Consider the following 20,074-nt stretch of genomic DNA (forward strand, 5'->3'; position numbering starts at 1 on the left):
ATGTCCCCCTTTTTTCATATTAGTCCGTGTTCGATGAAACCAACAGTTCGGCTATGCGGACTGGCAAGCCAGTTTGTATAGACTTCCATATCGCTTCACCTGTCAACACAGAGTCAGCTCCCGCTTCCGCTCCAGCCATAATCTCATAGGGACGAATCGGATCTGGTCCTAAGAACAAATCTTCCAAAATGAGAGGGTCCCCTCCTCCATGTCCTCCCGGTCGCGGGACCACATGGATTGTTTCTTTGCCACCGAACAATGGGAAATATTCAATTGTTTGCTCGGGTACCTGATGCGTTGTCCGCTTGGACATCACTTCCTGGGTTTCGATTCTCCCTTTTGTCCCGTTAATAGCCAGTCGATACCCTTCGTAAGGCAGCGAAAAGTTAACGGAATAACTCATCATGGCACCTTTGTTATACTTGACAACCGCAGCGTACGTATCCTCAATATCTATTTCCGAATCGAAGATGCAGCCGTCCGCACGATATCCGGTATAGCTGCCCACTTTTACATCCATATTGGTCAAATGATCGTCTTCAGGCACAACCTCCTTGCTCCGTGTAGACCATCGCATGAAATAGGCGCAATTCCGCTTGACTTGGCATGTTCCGCAGTGCCTTCCGTCTTCCTTCTTAGGATTTAGCTCGCCTTCTGGACCAAAATAATTCAGTGCACCGTATGCAAAAGCCTCCACCGGCTTTTGATCGATCCACCAATTAACAAGATCAATATGATGGGTGCTTTTATGTACTGACAATCCGCCGGAATGGCTTCTTTTACGGTTCCATCTTTTAAAATAGCTTGCGCCATGGTACGTATCGAGATACCAATTCAAATCGACCGATGTCACCCTCCCGACTCTACCTTCAAGAATCAACTCCTTGATTCTCGTGTGAATCGGGGAGTAGCGGTAATTAAAGGCTACATACAGCTTCCCCCTGCTAATGTTCTGAGCATCCAGAACACGTTTGCAATCTGTTCCGCTGGTAACCATTGGTTTTTCCGAAATGACTTCAAGATGGTGCTCCAATCCTTTAACAATGTAATCCGCATGGGTGTGGTCCGCGCCTGCGACAATAATGACGTCGGGGCTCGTCTCCAGAATCATCTGTTCAAATTGATCAGGGAGATAAACGGGAAGCCCGCTTAACGCCGGAAATTTCTTGAAACAATTCGTAAATCGTCCGGGATCCGCGTCGAGCAATCCAACAATTTCACAATGCGACTGAAAGGTTTCCAGCATGTTCTTGATAAACATGCCGTTCGCTCTAGTACTAACTCCGCAGATGACATATCTTTTTCTTGCCAAAGTTTTCGCCCTCCAATCTTAGGTTAAGTATACAAATATGCGATGGGCAAAGAATTAGTAAATACGACCTTGATTATAGGTCAATCCTGTCTAAGGGATATGACGAGACGTAATATCCACATTTAACACCAAAAAAATCCCTGCCGGGAAAACCCGACAGGGATCATAAACCACTATTGAAGAACAGCGATAAAAGTTTTGTACTGGTCTTGAGAAGCGAAATTAATGGTAAATTGCTTAATGTTGTTCGAAGTCGTGCTGCCAACTCGGGTATACGATATTTTAAAATCATTGCCGATCGAGATCGTATCTTGCTGGGCCGAAGTCGTTCCCGTCAGATACACAATGTCACTGATCCACATCTTGGCTTGGAGAATATTATTAACTGGCGTAATTTGATCTTGGTACCCAGTAGGACAACTGGCAGAAACCGTGCAATTTTGATTTACGAAACTGCCGTAATTGGAAACGACCTGAATTTGGCCCATCAGCTTTGTGTCCCAAACATAGAGACCGTTCAAAGGCAAAGCAGCGCCGCCCGCAACCGATTTTGGAGTAGGTTGATTAATCTTAAGTTCTGACACATCCATTGGGTCGGCAGAGATCGGGTATTCCATGGTGAGATCTTTCTGTCCGAGTGGTGTGTCGAAGAAGACCTTTAAGGTCGTTTTTCCCTCGTTGATACCGATGAACTTAGGATTCACAGGATCTCCATTAAACGCGATAATGTTCGGATTGCTAACAGCTAACCACTTGACCTTAGGGGTATAGGATACTTTATAACCTGAGCTATCTTTGACTCCTACTACGACATCTTTGCCAGCGAGCTTATAGCTGGCGTTGTTGAATAAGTAAGTCGCATCCGTAACGCTTTTCGTATTTCCCCAATCGTAATATAATTTCCCTGCTGCATTCAAGCTATCGCCCAGATCTAACCAGTAGACTAGATCCGCTTTTTTGATGTCAACTACATTTAATGATACAGACAAGGAGTCCAAAGTCTCTACGATTTGCAAATTTGAGTCGACTTTAACCAATGAAGCGGTCAGGCGGTAGCTTCCCTTCAATGTTGCATGTGGCGTGATAGTGATGCCTTTACCAGCGATTTGATTAACTTCCTTCAGTAAAATAGGATTCGCATCAGAGACGAGCGCCACGTTTCCTGGCAAGACCGTTTTGGATATAGCCCCTTTTTCTCCGCTTATTTTTTCAAGCTTCATTTCAACCTTATAATCGGTCTGGTTCGTACTGTATTCAATGTCATATTGATCATAAATTCTAAAGGTCGTTGAAGGATTCACCCCATTAAACAAGGTAACGCTCACAGAACTCTCGGCATCAAGTTTAATTGAGTTAGGCTTGCGAGGTTTCTCTATATTCATGGGCAGCGTTACCGTTTCATTAAGTGCATTCATTCGAACATTAATGGTCGCCGGTCCTGCTGCCTTTACCTCTTTGACACGAATTTGCCCATCCGTGGACCTAATTGCCACTTGTCTACCTTCACGTGTTAGTGTATCTGCCTCCAGTACGATACCACCTGTGGCATATACTGAAATTCTACCCGTCGTTTCTGCCTCCACAATTTCGGATGTACTGAACTCGTAACCCGTTGAATCTTTGATGACCAAACCGAACAACTTCTCGCCGTCACCTTCCGCCGCCGGTTCTGCTAACGGTTTTATTACGACGGTTGCAGGTGTTTTCAATGCTGTTACATTAATCGTCGTAGATACCTGCTCACCAGCACTAAATAAATTAACAATTACTTCCTTATCTCCGTCTAAATCCATATTCGCTTCCATTTGCATTTCCGGAAAACCGTCATTGTCAAAGTCGACGAAATCATTTCCACCTGTTTGATTAATGACATTCCCCGTTGCGGTAAAAGACTTATGGATACCCATGTTTAAAATGTCGGAATCAACGACGGGATACCCATGCTGATCATAGGCTTTGAGTTTGAGGTAAGCTCTAACACCAGCTTTAAAGATCAACTGACCACCAGGGATCTTCAGTTCTCCCACTTCGATTTTCGATACAATAGGAAAGTCCCCAACGATAAACGATTTGCTGGCTGTCTTGAAGCTGCGCTTTTCTAATAACGAAACCATCACTTTACTATCTATTAATTCTTTGCTCAAATCGATGGTGAAAGCATTCTTATCGGGATAAAAGTCTACTTTACGATTTTGAGCACCTACCATGATATTCAAATCGCTTGCGGATAAGATCTCATTCTCGCCATATTGGTTTGTTGCTTTGAACTCGATCAATACTTTGGATTTAGGAAGCTTTTCCGAAGAAGTAACAATCTCCAACTTTTGGATCTGCCCCACTTCAGAGAGAAATTCTATTTTCCCCTTATCGATACTCCCAGCATCCATCCCTGATAATTCAATTGTATATTTGCCATACGTTAACGCATCCGTTTCGAGCGTCGCGTTCATATTGTCATCCGACCACACGGTGCTTGATGGCATCGCCGTATCCGAACCGTATTTCGTGACATTCAAAATGGCCTTGTTGCTGTCGACATCCCGATTAAGTCTTACGGATATTTTGCCTGTACCCATTAATTTGACTTCGGCGATGGATGCTTTTGCAGGCTTCGCTGTTGTCAAATGCAGCTGCATGGCCTCATAAACTGCAAGCGCAAACGCTTTTCTGGTAACAGGGACACTTCCGCTGAATTTACCCTCAGTCTGGTTAGTCATGATTTTTTGCTTAATTGCGTAGGTAACATAGCTTTTGTATGTACTGTCTACGGTTTCATCCTTGCTAGGCATCTCTGCTTTCGCCTTCTCATCCAAACCAAGTCCCTTGATCAGCAGCATGGCGAGTTCTTGACGGGTCACTTGCCCGGTCGGATTGAACTTATCTACAACATCGTACGTAAGAGCCGAGTTCTTCAAAGCCTCGATATAAGGACGAGTAGGGTCATCCGATTGGACGTCGGAAAAGTTCGATGTTGCAACCGCCTTGTCGATGCGTAATCCTAAAATGATTGCAACTGACTTCGCCAATTGAGCTCGAGTGATTTGTTGGTCCAGACCGAAAGAATCTACTGACGCCGTATCGATCGCGTCCATTTTTAATAAAGCGTTAATCTTTTTCTTGTCGTCCTTCGAAATACTTTTCAAATCGCCAAACTGGTCGGCCAGATACGTGTCTGAAGTTACAGACGATGATGGAGTTGTTGCTTTTGTAGTTGCCGCTGGTGTCGCAGATGGTGTAGTCGATGTTGACGGTGTGGTTGTCGTTTGTGAGGTTTGCGACGAGGTATCAGCTGCATAAGCCATAGGAGTTACGCAGTAACAGAAAAATAAGAACGATAAGAAAAGCGCAATTTGTTTATTCATTTGATGCATACACCTCCCGACAAGCAAAAATACGTGAAAATAAAACGCTTACATTTCGCTTGAACACTGTTGTCTCTCTGATCACATCAACCCACTCTCCAATCTCAGTTTACTTGCATGACCTAACTATATGGCAAAAATGCGAACTTTTTATAGGGGCTTTTATGCATCTTTATAGGTTGTTTACTTCATCATTATTCGGGTGGCAGAAGTACGATTCTTCCCTCCTCCAACGTAACTTGGACTTTATTCGTATCTTTCACTCCTATTGATTCCAAGTAGTTTGAAGGAATTTGTAACCGGCCCGCTTGGTCCAGCACCGCATATTCGACGTGCGACTCTTCTTCCTGCTCTTCGATGCCATGGACTGCTTCAAGCAGTTCTTGATCGAACGATTTGCGCCTCACTATTTCCGAGGAAGTTTTCCCGTCTCGAATAGCTACTACGCGATCCACTTTTTTGGCAAGCAGCGGATCGTGCGTAACAATAACGACCGTGAGCCCCAGACTCCGGGTCAAATGCCGGAACAAATCCAGAATTTGATTGGCCATGTTCGTATCGACAGAGCCGGTTGGTTCATCGGCAAGCAAGAGCTTCGGATGGTTCGCCAGCGCAATAGCGATGGCAACACGCTGCTGTTCACCGCCAGAGAGTTGGTTCAGTCTGTTTTTCAGCCGATGGCTAAGGCCTACGGCTTCCAGCAGTTCCATGGCTCGTTCTCGCTTGCGCTTGCCCTGAAGTAAGATGGGCAGCTCCACATTTTCCAATGCCGTCAAGTAAGGGATTAAATTTCGTGCATTGTTCTGCCATACGAAGCCTACCGTCTCTCGTTTGTAACTCACGATGTCCTTCTCTGACATGCCCAGCAAATCTTTGCCATCGACCCTTAGACTGCCAGCTGAGGGGCTGTCAAGCCCCCCAAGCATATTTAGCAGTGTCGACTTACCGCTTCCGCTGTTGCCGATAATAGCCATCAATTCACCAGCCTCCACGTGCAAGTCCAATCCTTGTAACGCAACTACCTCCAAATCGGCAATTTTATAAATTTTGACCAGATTTTCACAATGGATCATCCTAATCCTCCCCTAACTTAACAGCTTGATGAATTCGGATTCGGGACACGAAAGACCCGAGTACTCCCAATCCAATTGCGATCATCATCGTGACGATCCAGTACAGCCGAACTTGATCACGAGGATCAAATGTAACTTTGAATGGCGGTACCTGCGTTTTCGGATCGAATGACAATTCAAATAAAGGTACGAACAAATGACTCGCCAAGTTACCGGTCAGAATTCCAATGAGAATCGCCGCACCTGAGATCAAGATTTGCTCACCAATAAGCATCAGAATCAACTGGAAAAAGGAAATGCCCATCGCTCTCAAAATGCCGAACTGAAGCGTCCGAGCGAATAAAGAGAGAACCCAATATAACAGGAAGCCAAAAAAGCAAATAAAGATCGATATCAGAAACCCGAGCGTCATCACACCATTAATGGCCATCTGGAAGGGATCCTTGATCGACTTAATCAGTTCCTGTTTGGCATCCCTCAAAGACTCTATCTCATAGCCATGATCAACGATGGCTTGATATACCGCTTGACTGCTAGCCTCTGGTTTCAGCTTCAACCAAACCTCATAGGGTTCCAGCGCAAGATTGTTTTGAATATACGGAAGGTGGCCGATCACAAGATTTGGCTTCTTAATTTTCGTAGTGGACCCCTGCTTCGTTGTGGTTGTCACTGTGTCATTCACACCGGGGTTTGGATTCCAAGACGGCCAATAATCAATCACCCCGTACACGGTAAATTGGGCACCTTCTACGCCTTCCCAGCCAAGAGTCATGGTGTCGCCAGGTTTCAAGCCGTATTCTTCCGCCATTGATTTGGAAATTAAAACAGCAGACGGGTTGCGAGCGATCAAATTTAAGTAATCATTGATATGATGGTCAAGTAAACGATCACGCATCCATGCGGTTTCACCAAATTGCTTGCTTTCGATTCCCATAAGTTGTATATCTTCAGTTGTTTTTCCCCGAGTGTAAATCGCATCCTTTTTATTAAACACCTTTGCGGCGTGTTCCACACCATTAAGCTGAGTAAACGGTAGGAATGACGGCTCTGTATATTGCGTCTTATGCGGAGCATCGGAATCAGCATTGGAATCAGCTGATTCCTCTTCGGATTCTTCCATTAAACCGGTCAAAATAGCCGGAGGGGCGTCATTCTCCCAACGGATTTGCATCGTGATATCGGCACCCGCGGAGTAATGGATTTTATCCGCTGTATTCTTGTTGATCGTACGGGTAGCACTGGCACTGAATAGGCCTGTGGCAATTGTGATAATCAGAAAAACCATAATAAATTGATATTGAATGGTCGAACGGCTGACTTGTATCAGTGTGCTGTAAAGGGAAGGTGGCCACCAGCGTCTGCCGACCTTAAACACCAAACGCATAAACCAAGGGTAAAATCGAAGAATGAACAGACCCATACCCAATATAAAAAGTGCAGGAATGAGAAACAACAGCGGATCTACCTTTAAATCGCCGGATTTTAAGCCAAGCGACAGCAGCTCTTTGATACGCGTTTTATAATTATTCAAGCCGTAAAGGGCTATCCCAATCAACATGACATCTATGAAATATTTATGCCAAAAAGAGCTTTTCTCCTGTCTTGCCGACTGTTGTTTTTGCCCAACAATCGTTACCCTCATGGCAAGGAATACCGGAATCAGCGTCATCACAAGTGAGCTTGCGACAGCAATTAACCCATACAGGAAAGCATCCCGGTTCAATTCAACCTCAAGCTTAGCCCGCTGTACGAATTCAAGAAACCCGCTCGAAGCACCCAATAGTTTAGTCAAAAAAGCACCGAAATACGGTCCGATGAAGAAAGCAATTGTGCCGAGCACTAAGCCCTCCACGACATAACTGAAAATGATTTGCAAGCGACTAGCTCCACGACTGCGTAATACGGCGATTTCCGTTTTCTGGCGTTCCGTGATCAAGTTTGCAACCATGTACAAGTAAAAGGCGAGCATGAGCATAACTGGCACATTTAACGACCAGAGCATGAGCCTTAGATTGGCTTCTTTTACGTAATAGGCACCCAAAGTTTGTAAGGCAGGAGCATTCGTATTGTGAGTTTCGTAACGTTTCTCCATATGAGCCGTGATCGTGCGATGAGCATCAATGAAATCGTTCGTGGATACCAGCGACATTTTGCTATAATCAAGGGCCAAATACCAATAGCTAGACTGAATAGTTAGTTTGCTTCCTGCTGTGAACTCTTTTTCAAATAAATCAAAATTGATCAGAAAGCTGTTTTTATAGCTGCTTGGAATGTTATACCAGAATAGATCCGTGTAATCCTTACGATCGAATACGCCTACTGGCTTGACGTAAACCGGTTGTTTCATATTCTCATCTTGGATTGTAAAAACGGTATTCAGCACCATGCCAAGTTCTGTCAAAGCTTCTTTTACAACAAGCGCTTCATACACCCCATTAACCGGCTCTTTCTCCGGTAGACGTCCGTCCACTAGCCGAATGTGTTTCTCCATGCCATCAATGGCAGAGAAATCCGCTGACCGCTGTATGTGTATATCAACTTTGTCTGGTTCGGCCGGAGTAAGACCATATCGCTCTGTCGACCTTTCACGGACGAGCTGCTGGACAGGAAGGCCAAAGCGATGACTGGCTTTGTTCAGAAATTCATCGGTTTCAGAAATTTTTTCGTTCTTTTGCTTATCTTCTGGAACCAAATTTGCTGACAACCAATAGATGCCGGGATACTGACTGCTAGAGGTTTGCAATTGCTGCAGCTCCTGAATCAGTAATCTTTGCAAGATTGCGTTTGTATATATCGGCATCGTGCTCGTTAGAGCCACAGATAACACCAATCCGAATAGCAGGCTAAGCTCCAGCCATTTATTATTGATCATTTTGCGCAAGATCATGATAAATAATGCCAATCTCTTAACCTCCTAATTATTCAAAATAATCTTCTGCCCTACGGTAATACCTTTGCGTATTTCCACTTCCCTTGCCGCAACGATCCCTTTCTCCACATCGATCTCTTTCCTGCTTTCTCCTTCCATAACCTGTACATAGTCGCGTCCCATGTAGCTGCGCAGCCCCGCTCTAGGGATGACCAACACATTCTCTCTCTTTTCCGTCACTATGGTGATGTCTGCTTGGGAACCAATCGTCACTTCTGCCGGTAGTCCCTGTACGTTAATAAAGAGTGACTTCGAGTTCTTATCCTGTACCGTTTTATTATCGCTTATCGGAGCGGTCATTGGCGTTTGAACGACCTTCCCTACATACGTCTTATCTTTTATTTTCACATTGACATCCATGTTTATTTCAACGCCAACCAAATCGTTCTGACTGGAGGCCGTATAAACGAGTTTCATCTTATTCGGGTCTGAGATTGTCACTAGTTGTTTATACGCCGATACTTGATCGCCCAGTTTCATCGGTTCAATGTAAGTTACGATGCCGTCAACCGTTGCAACGAGAGTCGTTCTCTCCAATTGACTCCGCAGCGATTTCAACTGAATTTGAGCGCTTTCATAATCAAGCATTTTCAAACGAACAGCTGGATCATCGCCACCCTTATCCGCTATTTCTTGGGCCATTGAAATTTTGATCTTTTCGAGCGTAATTTCCTGCAACCGAATTTTCATTTCCAAATCGCCTGTTTCTGTTGAAGCTACGACATCGCCTGCATGTACTTTATCTCCTAATTTCACACTGAATGACGTCAATCTACCGCCGGATTCTTTATAAAATAAGTAATCCATTTGATCCGATGCAAACGTCGCCACTCCCGTAATTTGCTTAGCGATATTGGCGTTCTTCACCTCAAAAAGTGTTAAGGATTCGGTGAGAGGTTGAACAAGCGGCGGTTTCAATTCTGGTTCTTCAATCGGCAGCAAAGAGCAGCCTGCCAAGGTACCAGCTATGCACCATGTTCCAAGCACCGAGAACAGGATTTTGCTAAGCTTCTTCGACAATTTGACCATCCTCCAATGTGTATACATGATCGGCAACGCTCATTATTGAGGGATCATGAGTCGTCATAATGATGGTCATCCCCTCGTGTTGAACCAAATCCTTAAATACCTTCATCACTTGAAGCCCCATCTTACTGTCCAGTTCTGCCGTCGGCTCGTCCGCCAGGATCAATGAGGGCTTGTGAGCAATCGCTCTCGCAATGGCAACCCGCTGCTGCTCTCCCCCGGACATCTCAAAGGGCCGATGTTTCATTCTTGCTTTCAACCCTACGAATTCTAGCGCCCTTTCCGCGTATTCCTTATAAAGTGCGGACGGAATGCCCGCAATTCTTAAACCGAACTCCACATTCTCGTAAGCTGTCATCAATGGAACCAGAGCAAAGGATTGGAAAATCAATCCCATGTGTTCACGTCTCAGCTCATTGCGTTTCTTCTCTGTGAATCCACTGATTTCGGCATCATGAAAGTACACTTTGCCTTCCGTTGGCCTATCAAGAGCACCAAGCATATTCATTAACGTTGTTTTGCCGGATCCAGACCGACCTTTGAGAGCAACTAACTGCTTTCCCGGGATCGATAGGTAGGCTCCTTTCAATGCGTGAACAGCGATAGAACCTCGTCCGAACACCCTCGTAACCCCTTCTACCCTTATAAGAGCTTTGGTGTTTTGTTGCTGTTGCTCGATCATCATGCGTAGTCACACTCCTAATATACAGGTCTGTCTATAACAAAGAGGAAACATGAATGTTTCCTCTTTGTGAGCGTTTTCAAAGATTCAATTATTCAAAAGCAATATTCTCAATTTTCGCTTCACCAAAACCATTATCCCATGCACTGACATCGACATTGAAATAAACAGGGCCCGTATATCCTCCTGGTAAGTCGATAGCTGTTTCATACTCAAAATCACTGCTGTCATTTTTCGTAATGTTGAATAAATCGCCTTCATAAGTAGCTACGGTTACCGTAATATTAGCGTCTCTTTCAACATAGTACGACCAACCAAATGTAATTCGGGAAATGTTTTCAACATAAGTTTCACCTCTGGATATACCCGAACAATTCTCTTTATTACTGTAACCAGCTACCGTGGTGTAACCGTCACCGACATCAGCCGAAGAATAACAATGATTATAAGTAGAATCACTGCTTGATAAGGTATTCGTCCATTTTATATTAGGGTTTATTTGTGCAATCGCTGACTGAGTTAAGAAAAACAATGAACAGATCACGGAAAGCATGCTAAAAAGTTTTATCTGCTTCATTTAAATCACTCCCTTCTGAGAATTCATGTGATATGTTAGGAAAAAACTCCAGTCCATAAACTGGAGTTTTCATTCTTAGAAAGGATTTTAACCGTTTTGCAGCGTCCATAAAAAGAGAGCATCCATAAGCTTCCAAGCATCGTCAGTGATCTCTTCATTCTCCCCAGTGAAGAAGAAGTACGATATTCGCGCTTTAACGGCATACCCGTTGTCAGCTTTCGTGCCTTTATCATAGTAATAGATAGTCCCCTTCGTCTTGTCGCCGGGAACGGTGGCAATCACTTTCGCTTCCTTACCCATAATTCCGTAACCAAATGCCCTTTTTGGGTCAGCTTCTTTAAATACATCCACATTACCGGATAAACCGCTTGCTACTTTATGTTTACTGTCAACAATGCTAATCGATTTTCCATTTGCAAATTCCGCATTTTCTTCGATTGATGAAAGACCAAGATAGTACATCCCGTGGTTTTTACCATATAAAGTCGGAATCGCGACATCTTTCATGACTCCGCCTTTTAAATACTTGGAGTTAATGGTTGGACTGATGTAGATCAAATCATATCCTTCCAATTTTTCTGGTGTGAGTTTTCTTTCACTTAAATAAGTGACCCTAAATCCAAGGGCTTTCAACCGATCGCCAACCGTCGTATCATCTGTAGGAAGTGGAACGGATTCCCTTCCGATAATCACCACTTTTTTACCTTGCGCCGAAATTTCACCAGTAGGTGTAGTCGGTGTGTCTGGCTTAGTCGTTGGTGCTGCCGGATCAGTCGTAGCATTCCCCTCAACCAGATTCTTCGCTTCATAGCTTGCAAGCGCCAACATTTTTCGCGTAGCCGATTTCGATCCGCTAAATTTACCGTCTTCTTGATTCGTCATAAATTTCTTTTCGAGCGCAAGCGCGACATATCCTTTTGCCCAATCGTCTACAGTGTTGTCCGAAACAGGCGTGGCTTTTTTAGCATCTTCCTCCAAACCGAGACCTCGTATGAGGAACGCCGCGAGCTCTTGACGTGACACTGCGCCAGACGGTTTATACGTTTTCCCCTCTGCGTCGTATCCGTTTGTTAGCCCTGCTTTCTTCAGTGCCTCAATATAAGGAAGTGCATAAGAATTGGAGGGATCATCAGAACGAACATCCGTAAATGTTGAGCTTTTAAGCGTTTCATCAATGGTCAATTTAAAAATAATGCCGGCTACTTTAGCAAACTGAGCGCGATTCATTTCGGCATCCAAACCGAATGTATCTTCCGTCAATCCGTTAAAAACGCCGCCTTTAATCAGTGAATCCAATTTGTCCTTCACGTCTTGCGGCAGATCCTTCAAATCCTTGAAATCATCCACGGATTTAACGGCAGGAGTGTCGGCCGAATCGGTACCCTCTGCAAAAGCCAATGGAAGCAAAGTGAATGATAAAAGAAGAAACATTAATAGGGTTGATATAAGTTTTTTCAAACAGATCACCATCCAATATTAGATTAATAAAGAAACGAACTTGCGGTCAGGTAAGTAAATAACAGGTATTACTTTACACGACTTACTTTTCACCTCCTCATCAAGGGCATCTTCGCACTATACATACCTTAATACGAAAAGATGAATCGATTATAGGGGCTTTTACTCATGTTTATAGGTCTTTAAGAGGTTGATTATTTCTTGATAGATTTATCGAGTGCAGCCTTTTCAGCCTTCTTTGTTTCAATTCCTTTCGTTGATTGTTCTTCAATCATGCGCAGTGCCGTTACAGAGTCCTTGGACTCTTTGAAAATCAAAGGTCCGAATACGTTCTGCATCGGAACGTCGTACCAGGCTAAACCTGCTGCGCGTGCCGCCGGAGGCAAAGCGGTTTTGCCATGGAAAATAGCTTTCGTGTTCTTGCCTCTCATTTGCGTCAAATTTTGGCCAAACGCTTCTTGGACTGCTTTGCTTTCCAAAGGCACGATGACACCTTCTTTTGCCAAATCGACTTGATGCTCTTCGGAGAGAATTGCGGCCATAACCTGGAAAGCTTGATCTTTTTTCGTCGATTGCTTCGTTATGTACATGGCATACAGGTTCGGTTGATACCTAGTATCCGGAACATCACTAAACGAAGGTGCCGACACGACATCGAATTTCAAGTTTTTGTTTTGTTCATGGAACGAAACAATATGGTCCACTGTTGCCACAGCCATAGCAATATTTCCTTTCGTCGCGAAAGTTTCGACGGTGTCAAACTGATTGGCGGGTATATCATAGAAACGTCTCAAGTTGTCTACAATTTTTTTCCACTCCGGCGTGTTCAAGCTTGCCTTGTCTTCCGTTTGACTAAGTGGCGAGACAGATAGCTGATTGTAGTTCATATAATGACCAGGGTTTTGAGAATACCCTTTATATGTGATTTCGCCTTCCACACGTGTCAGCTTCTTGGCCAGCTCGTAAGCTTCGTCGTAGGTCATCCCGTCCTTCGGATAGTCGACGCCAAATTTGTCAAAAATGTCTTTGTTATAGAATAGAACGAAATCGTTATTATTGAATGGCAGACCATATAACTTCCCATCCGGCGTCATATTTCTCATCTGGGCCATATGGGCCGGATTTAATTGGTTTGTATCGAAGTTATACTTTTTGATCAAATCGCTGATATCATACTGAAGATCGTTATCTATAATATATCTTTGCGCATTCATACGAGTGTTATCAAGAATAATGTCCGGGATGGTGCCAGCCGCAATTAGGTCCTGATATTGTCTGCCCGGATTATCCCAGTGCACATGCTTAATCGTCATATCTGGAAATTTCTTTTTAAGAAATTGACCGATTTGTTTGTCAAAATTTTCTTCTTTTGCATAAAAGGAAGGCCAAACCGTGTAAATAAACAATTCATTTTCAGGCGATTTGTTCGTCGGTTTGTTAGCTGTAGTAACAGGATTTGATTCAAGACCACTTTCACAGCCTGTTATTAGTGTGAGCAATGCAACGATAAACAAGGTGCTCTTTACATATTTATTCACTGTGTTTAGTACCTCCAATGATGAATAATTGTCCTATACATTGCTCCAACACAATTAGCCATTTTGCAAAGTCCACAGGACGATATTGTCCCAAAGCTTCCATCCTGCGTCAGTAGAATTATCCTGCATCCCGTTACTCCAATAGTAGAATGATAACCGAGCTTTAGTCGTGTATCCGTTATCGGCTTTCGAGCCTTTATCGTAATAATAGAGCGCAGCCTTCGTCTTATCTCCCGGGATCGTTGCAATCACTTTCGCTTCCTTGCCCACTATTCCGTAACTAACACCGTAACCAGTGTCAGCTTCTTTATACACGTCCACTGTGCCTGATAAGCCACCTGCAACTTTATGCTTGCTATCAACGATGTCGATCGATTTGATTTTTTTAACCGTGGCTCCTTCCTCAAGCGAGGATAAGCCCAGATAGAACATACCGTGGCTTTTCACATAGACGGTTGGAATCGCGACATCTTTCATGACGCCACCCTTCAAAAACTTAGAGTTCACCGTTTGACTGAAATAGAGCAAGTCATAACCTTTGGTTTCATCGGCAGTGAAATCTTTATCGCCAAGCTTCGTAACAATGAAGCCCATGCCCTTCAAACGATCGGCCATAACAACATCTTCCGCAGGCACAGGAACTTGCTCCCGTCCAACAAAGAGCACTTTTTTCCCCTTTGGTGAAATTTCAGGCTGCTGTGATGGCTCGGGTTGTGTCGCTGCTGGTGTAGATGTCGCTGAAGATTTGGGAGAATCCTTAGGTACAGGTGTTGCCGATGCCTTGGACGAATCTGTAGTTGCAGGGGTTACTGTGGTTTTGGAAGCGTCCGTAGGTGCAGGAGTTACCGAAACCACTGAAGTAGCTATTGGTGTTGGTGCCGTAGAAGCCATGGAAGAATCCGTAGGCGCTGCCGATATCGTAGGTACTGGCGATATCGATGTGGTAGCTAATACTGTGACTTTTGGCGAGACGCTCGCCTCAGGATTTCCTTCGGATGATGAGCAGCCGATCACGGTCATTGTCATCAAAGCGATGACGAGCAGGATGAGAAAACGTTTCATTAACTAATTCCCCCTAAGTTCTTGATTCAATCCCATCGGATACGATCTTACTTGGCAGCTTTCTCAGTTTGAATACCTTTAGTCGATTGCTTCGTGAAATAAGATACTTCTTCATAGCTCGCCTCCATTATTCGCCATGTAAACGCTTCTATTTTGTTACAAAAATGAAGCGAGAACCGGCAACTTTCGTTTGGCATTCTTGTATATCCTTACTTTATTACTAATTAATTGCGCTTACATTAGGGGTGGAGTTCCATTTTATAGGTTGTTTGTTGCATCTTTTCCTACGGTGATCATCCCTATTGATATTGACTTGTTCCGCCATCCTTCTGAATCACTTTCGTTTCTTCTATTGCTTTGTTCATGGCATCATTGGTCATACGCAGTGCCGTTTGGCTATCTTTGGATTCTTCCGCAATTAAATTCCACACCATATCCGTATTCGAGTCGATGAAGGTCAAGCCAGGTTTACGAAGAGCAGGCTTAGCACTGTTTAAATAAAAGAGCGACTGGAGATGCTTTCCTTTCCACTCCTGAATGCCTTGCCCGAATACCTGTTGAACCGCCGGGTCTATTAGAGTAGAAATGATTCCTTGTTTGGACAGCTCGATTTGAAACTCTGTCGACAGAAGATAAGCGATGACCTGAAACGCCAGATCCTTCTTTTTAGATTGATTCGTTATAAACATACCGTTCGTGTTGGGCTGAAATTTAGTCTTAGGCGCCTCCGGAAAAACAGGAATGGAAGAAACATCGAAGTTTAAGCTTTTGTTCTCGTTAACCAGTCTCACCGCATTTTCCAAAGAGTCCACAATCATCGCAATATTGCCCTTAGAGAAGGCATTCGTTTTGACTAACTGATTGCCGGGAATATCATAGAATCGCCTGATATTATCTACACTCTTCACCCATTTATCTGATACCATGGAAGCCTTGTCTTCGTTTGGGTCGAGTCCAGGTTCCGATAGCTGGTTAAACTTCAAATAATGGGCAGGATTCATCTGAAAACCTTTATACGTAATTTCACCCTCTTGTCGCGTCAGCTTTTTAGCCATCTCATAAGTTTCATCCCATGTCATGCCATCCTTCGGATATTCCACTCCGAATTTATCAAAAATATCTTTGTTATAAAACAGCACCCATTCGTTCGAGTTAAAGGGCAGCGAATAAAGTTTTCCGTCCGATGTATTTATGGAATGCTGCATGTCTGCCGGGTTCAGTTTGTTCGTATCAAAATTGTATTTTTTAATCAAATCGGTCATGTCGTATTGCATTTCGAATCTTCGAACCTGCCTGTACGTGTTGCGGCGTACTTCATCAAATACAATATCGGGAATAGTGCCTGCTGCAATCAAGTCCTCATACCGTCTGCCCGGACTATCCCAATGGACATGCTTGACGTTAATATCTGGGAACTTCTTTTTGATAAATTGACCGATTTGCTTTTTAAAAATTTCTTCTTTGACGTAAAATGCAGGCCAAGCCGTATAGATGAACAATTCGTTCTCCGGCGATTCCGTTGATTTGTTGGCTACCGGAGTTTGATCAGAACTTACAGGTTCTGACTTACAGCCCGTCAAGATTAAACATGCCAGCACAAAAAATAAGGATGAAAATAGATACTTTTTCATTCTTTATCGAACCTCCTTTAAGATTCTCGCTTTCACGGAAGCGCTTTCCAGATAACTTTAATAGGAATGAATCGCGCTTTCATTAGGGGATCGTTCATTTTTATAGGTTATTTGTTGCATCATTTCGTATGATGATAATGAAGAAAAGGCCTCTCCTGAGCGGAGAAGCCTTTTGCATGTGTTCCTCATAGATCAAGTATCACTTGCTGCCAATCGCCCATTTTACGGCAGCATCGAAGAGCTTCCAGCCATCGTCGGTCTGGTTTATTTCTTCTCCGTTTACCAAATAAAAGTACACTTGACGTGCCGGCACAGGTTCGTTATTCAAGTTTTTGACGCCTTTCTCAAACGCGCAAATAACGGCTCTTTGGTCATCATCGGGAGCTGAGGCAACAATGACACCCTCCTTGCTAGGAACGACGAATCCGATTTTCCCATCTAGCTTATAAATGTCCACATTGCCCTTTAACCCAGCTGCCATCGGATGATTGCCTGCTTTGATCGTAACGGTCTTACCGGAGTAATCGCCATTATCAAAGTCAGTCGATTTACCCGACAAAGCCACATCTCCTATATTTTGAGATTCGGCATAAATGACGGGTATCGGAGAAGCAATCAACTTGTTGCTAACTCGACCAGAGTTGACGGTTGAGCTAACAAAAACCAGAGCATATTTCAGCGCTTCGGCGGCGGTAAGTTCTTTGTCCGTAGTCACCGCGACTTCAAATCCGAGTGCTTTCAAATGTTTAATTGTAATGGCATCACCACCGCTCTCCCTGCCAACAAAGAGTGCTTTCTTGCTTTTACCAGACACTTTGGTAGCATTTCCTCCCTGGCTCGCTTCAGGACTTCCCTGTGTTGTTGCTGTGCAAGCCGTAGCGAAAATCAGGATCACAGCAATAATGAGAAGGCTCAATATTCGTTTCATGAGATATCACTCCTTTGCTGTAAAAAGCTACTTTTTCCCCATGGCCCAACGAACGGCTGCATCGAATAGCTTCCAGCCGCTTTCGGTTTGATTGATTTCTTCCCCATTGAACAAATAGAAGAACACTTCGCGCGCGACTACGGGCTGGTCCTTTGCGTTTTTCACGCCTTTCTCGTAGGCGAAAATGGTTGCTTTCTGCTCCTCGTTTGGTACCGTAGCCACAACAATAGCTTCTGCACCAGGGGTGGCGAAACCCATCTTCCCGTTAGCCTTATAGACGTCAACCTGGTTCTCTAGCCCTGCTGCAAGTTGATGCTTACTGTCTTTGATTTGAATTGTTTTGGCCACGTTCCCTGCATCCAATTTACCGAATCCATCCGTACCCGTCATTCCTGTATCGGAGGTTGATTGAGGCTCGGCATAAATGACGGGTACGGCAGTCTTTACGAACGTGTCGCGGATTTTACCGGAATTAACGGATTCGCTGACATAGATTAACGTATAATCATTCGCTTTTGCTGCAGCAACCTCTTTGTCTGATATGACCGTGACTTCTAAGCCATGCACTTCTTTTAAGCGCTTGGTAACGATGGCATCTCCGCCGCTGTCTCTTCCGATAAAAAGAACTTTTTTCCCGTTACTTTGCGTTTTGTTCGGAGCTGTTGATGGATTGGTCACGGAATCCATATTGACTGGAGCCGATGTACAAGCCATTAGCGCCATAAACAGCATTAAGACAGTGATCATGTTCACTAAACGTTTCATGAATCAAATCCCCTTTGCCAAAATAGTAGTAAACGCTTAATCATTACTTTTTCCCGTTTTGTGCAGCCCACTGAATGGAGGCGTCCAAAAGCTTCCACCCCTCATCGTTCTGGTTCATTTCTTGCCCGGCGGGTAAATAGAAAAACACCTGACGAGCCGGGATGGGTTCATTTTTGATGTTTTTCGTTCCCTTTTCATACCCGAAAATAACGGCTTTCTTATCGTCGCCCTGCGCCGTTGCAATAATAACCGCTTCTTTGCCCGGAATTGCGTACCCCATTTTTCCATTGCTGTTATAAACAGTTACCTGATCCTTCAATCCTGCTGCAAGTGGATGTTTGCTGTCTTTAATTTGTATGGCTTTCACATCATTCAATTCCCCGTAATCCAGAATTCCCGTCAAGCCGGCAATGCTGACCGATTGAGTCTTGGCATAGACAACGGGAACCGTGGAATTCTTCAGTTTGGCATCTATTCTGGAGGAGTTGACGGAATCGCTAATAAACACGACGCCATAGCCGTTCGCTGCTTCCGCTTTAAAGACACTGTCCGTTGTATCCATGATTTGATAGCCAAGCTTCTTCAGATGACTAATGATAATGGGATCATTGCTGCCTTCATTCTTTTTGACATAAAGTAATTTCTTGGCATTTGAGGGTGAAGTTGCCGTTTCTGTAGAAGAACATGCCATCAACGAAACCACTAGCACGACGGTAACAGATAAGGTTAAAACTCGTTTCATTTTCCATAATCCTCCTTTAGCTGCATTGTACTACTCTACCAATCCTGTTCTTTCCACACCCTCAACGAACCAGCGCTGCGTAAACGTATACAAAAGCATCGGTGGAATGATCATCATGAACGTGGTAGCCATTCTGATCGCTTCGTCATTAACCGACGGTCCATATTGTTCGGCTTGCTGCCGCAGCGCAGAGGCTATGCGTGAGATACCCATTGAGAGAGGTGCTGTTTCGATATCGGACAAATACATGCTCGGCAAATAGAAGTCATTCCAGGTCCATACGAAGGAAAACAAAAATACGACGAGAATAGCAGGTTTGGCAAGCGGCATCATAACCTTGTAAAATATTTTAAACACATTGGCCCCATCAATTCTGGCTGCTTCCTCCAGTTCCTTCGGTTGGGTGGAGAAAAATTGACGATAAATGATGACGAACAGTGCACCTTTTAAACCTAGGCCGAAAAATGCGGGCACAATAATGGGGTAAATCGTATTCAGAAGACCTAATTCCCTAGCATAAATGATATTCGGCAAGATGGTAACCTGCATTGGGACAATAAATGTCAGCAGCAATAGAAAAAACATCAGCCTCTTAAAAGGGACTTTCAATCTTGCGAAGGCATAACCGGTCACAGCGCAGGAAAGCGTTTGCAGGATGGCCACGGAAAGAGAGAGTGTCAAGCTGATGGTGAAAGCTTTCGGATATTTCAACCAAGCCCAAGCTTCCTGGAGGTTTCCAAGGTAGATCGTCCGTGGAAACCAGTTAACGGAAGGATCCAGCAAATCATCTGCGTTTTTGACCATCGTCGTTATCATATGGAGGATAGGCTTCAGATAAATGTAGGCTGTATCCAGTAATATTAAATAAATAAAAAATTTAAACAGCATTCCTTTATCCGCTTCTCTGCCAATAATCATATAGCGGGCTTTATTTAACCAAAGCAGAAACGAATCCGAATGCTCTTTTTTGATTTTTAATCCGATCATAG

At 44.0% G+C, this 20,074-nt stretch carries 16 protein-coding genes; all 16 read right to left on the bottom strand.

What is annotated here, in order from left to right; genetic code table 11:
* Positions 1-19: 19 nt before the first annotated feature.
* The 16 genes from ASG85_RS35525 to ASG85_RS35595 all read right to left on the bottom strand — a co-directional run bounded on the left by ASG85_RS35525 (position 20) and on the right by ASG85_RS35595 (position 20,072).
* Entirely contained in the window at positions 20-1,312 is a 1,293-nt protein-coding gene (locus ASG85_RS35525) for a Gfo/Idh/MocA family oxidoreductase (protein WP_060649383.1), read from the bottom strand.
* 173 nt (positions 1,313-1,485) lie between these two features.
* Positions 1,486-4,674, bottom strand: coding sequence for an S-layer homology domain-containing protein (locus tag ASG85_RS35530; RefSeq protein ID WP_060649384.1), 3,189 nt, complete (start codon positions 4,672-4,674; stop codon positions 1,486-1,488).
* A 194-nt stretch (positions 4,675-4,868) separates the two neighbouring features.
* Positions 4,869-5,747, bottom strand: a complete 879-nt coding sequence (locus ASG85_RS35535; RefSeq protein WP_057303781.1) for an ABC transporter ATP-binding protein — start codon at positions 5,745-5,747, stop codon at positions 4,869-4,871.
* Position 5,748: 1 nt separating this feature from the next.
* Positions 5,749-8,649 (bottom strand): ABC transporter permease, encoded by a 2,901-nt coding sequence (locus ASG85_RS35540; protein WP_060649385.1) that lies wholly within the window; start codon positions 8,647-8,649, stop codon positions 5,749-5,751.
* 12 nt (positions 8,650-8,661) lie between these two features.
* Positions 8,662-9,696, bottom strand: a complete 1,035-nt coding sequence (locus ASG85_RS35545; RefSeq protein ID WP_235550291.1) for an efflux RND transporter periplasmic adaptor subunit — start codon at positions 9,694-9,696, stop codon at positions 8,662-8,664.
* A complete protein-coding gene (locus ASG85_RS35550) occupies positions 9,680-10,387 on the bottom strand; it encodes an ABC transporter ATP-binding protein (RefSeq protein ID WP_060649387.1) in 708 nt (235 codons plus the stop codon). Before ASG85_RS35550 ends, ASG85_RS35545 begins: the two co-directional genes overlap by 17 nt.
* Before the next feature lie 88 nt (positions 10,388-10,475).
* Complete coding sequence (locus ASG85_RS35555) at positions 10,476-10,961, bottom strand: hypothetical protein (RefSeq protein WP_057303777.1); 486 nt, start codon at positions 10,959-10,961, stop codon at positions 10,476-10,478.
* Positions 10,962-11,048: 87 nt separating this feature from the next.
* Positions 11,049-12,419 carry an S-layer homology domain-containing protein gene (locus ASG85_RS35560; RefSeq protein ID WP_060649388.1) on the bottom strand — a complete coding sequence of 457 codons (1,371 nt, stop codon included), beginning with the start codon at positions 12,417-12,419 and terminating at the stop codon, positions 11,049-11,051.
* Positions 12,420-12,613: 194 nt separating this feature from the next.
* A complete protein-coding gene (locus ASG85_RS35565) occupies positions 12,614-13,957 on the bottom strand; it encodes an ABC transporter substrate-binding protein (RefSeq protein WP_082588363.1) in 1,344 nt (447 codons plus the stop codon).
* 54 nt (positions 13,958-14,011) lie between these two features.
* Entirely contained in the window at positions 14,012-15,019 is a 1,008-nt protein-coding gene (locus tag ASG85_RS35570) for a hypothetical protein (protein ID WP_057303775.1), read from the bottom strand.
* Positions 15,020-15,066: 47 nt separating this feature from the next.
* Entirely contained in the window at positions 15,067-15,216 is a 150-nt protein-coding gene (locus tag ASG85_RS38545) for a hypothetical protein (protein WP_156389997.1), read from the bottom strand.
* Between the two features lie 102 nt (positions 15,217-15,318).
* Positions 15,319-16,650 carry an ABC transporter substrate-binding protein gene (locus ASG85_RS35575; RefSeq protein WP_060649389.1) on the bottom strand — a complete coding sequence of 444 codons (1,332 nt, stop codon included), beginning with the start codon at positions 16,648-16,650 and terminating at the stop codon, positions 15,319-15,321.
* A 199-nt stretch (positions 16,651-16,849) separates the two neighbouring features.
* Positions 16,850-17,578, bottom strand: a complete 729-nt coding sequence (locus ASG85_RS35580) for a hypothetical protein (RefSeq protein ID WP_060649390.1) — start codon at positions 17,576-17,578, stop codon at positions 16,850-16,852.
* A 27-nt stretch (positions 17,579-17,605) separates the two neighbouring features.
* Positions 17,606-18,343 carry a hypothetical protein gene (locus ASG85_RS35585; RefSeq protein WP_200957408.1) on the bottom strand — a complete coding sequence of 246 codons (738 nt, stop codon included), beginning with the start codon at positions 18,341-18,343 and terminating at the stop codon, positions 17,606-17,608.
* A 43-nt stretch (positions 18,344-18,386) separates the two neighbouring features.
* Positions 18,387-19,085, bottom strand: coding sequence for a hypothetical protein (locus ASG85_RS35590; protein ID WP_060649391.1), 699 nt, complete (start codon positions 19,083-19,085; stop codon positions 18,387-18,389).
* A gap of 30 nt (positions 19,086-19,115) precedes the next feature.
* A complete protein-coding gene (locus tag ASG85_RS35595) occupies positions 19,116-20,072 on the bottom strand; it encodes a carbohydrate ABC transporter permease (RefSeq protein ID WP_057303771.1) in 957 nt (318 codons plus the stop codon).
* Positions 20,073-20,074: the final 2 nt, after the last annotated feature.

It is taken from the genome of Paenibacillus sp. Soil724D2 (genome assembly GCF_001427935.1).
Taxonomy (GTDB): domain Bacteria; phylum Bacillota; class Bacilli; order Paenibacillales; family NBRC-103111; genus Paenibacillus_E.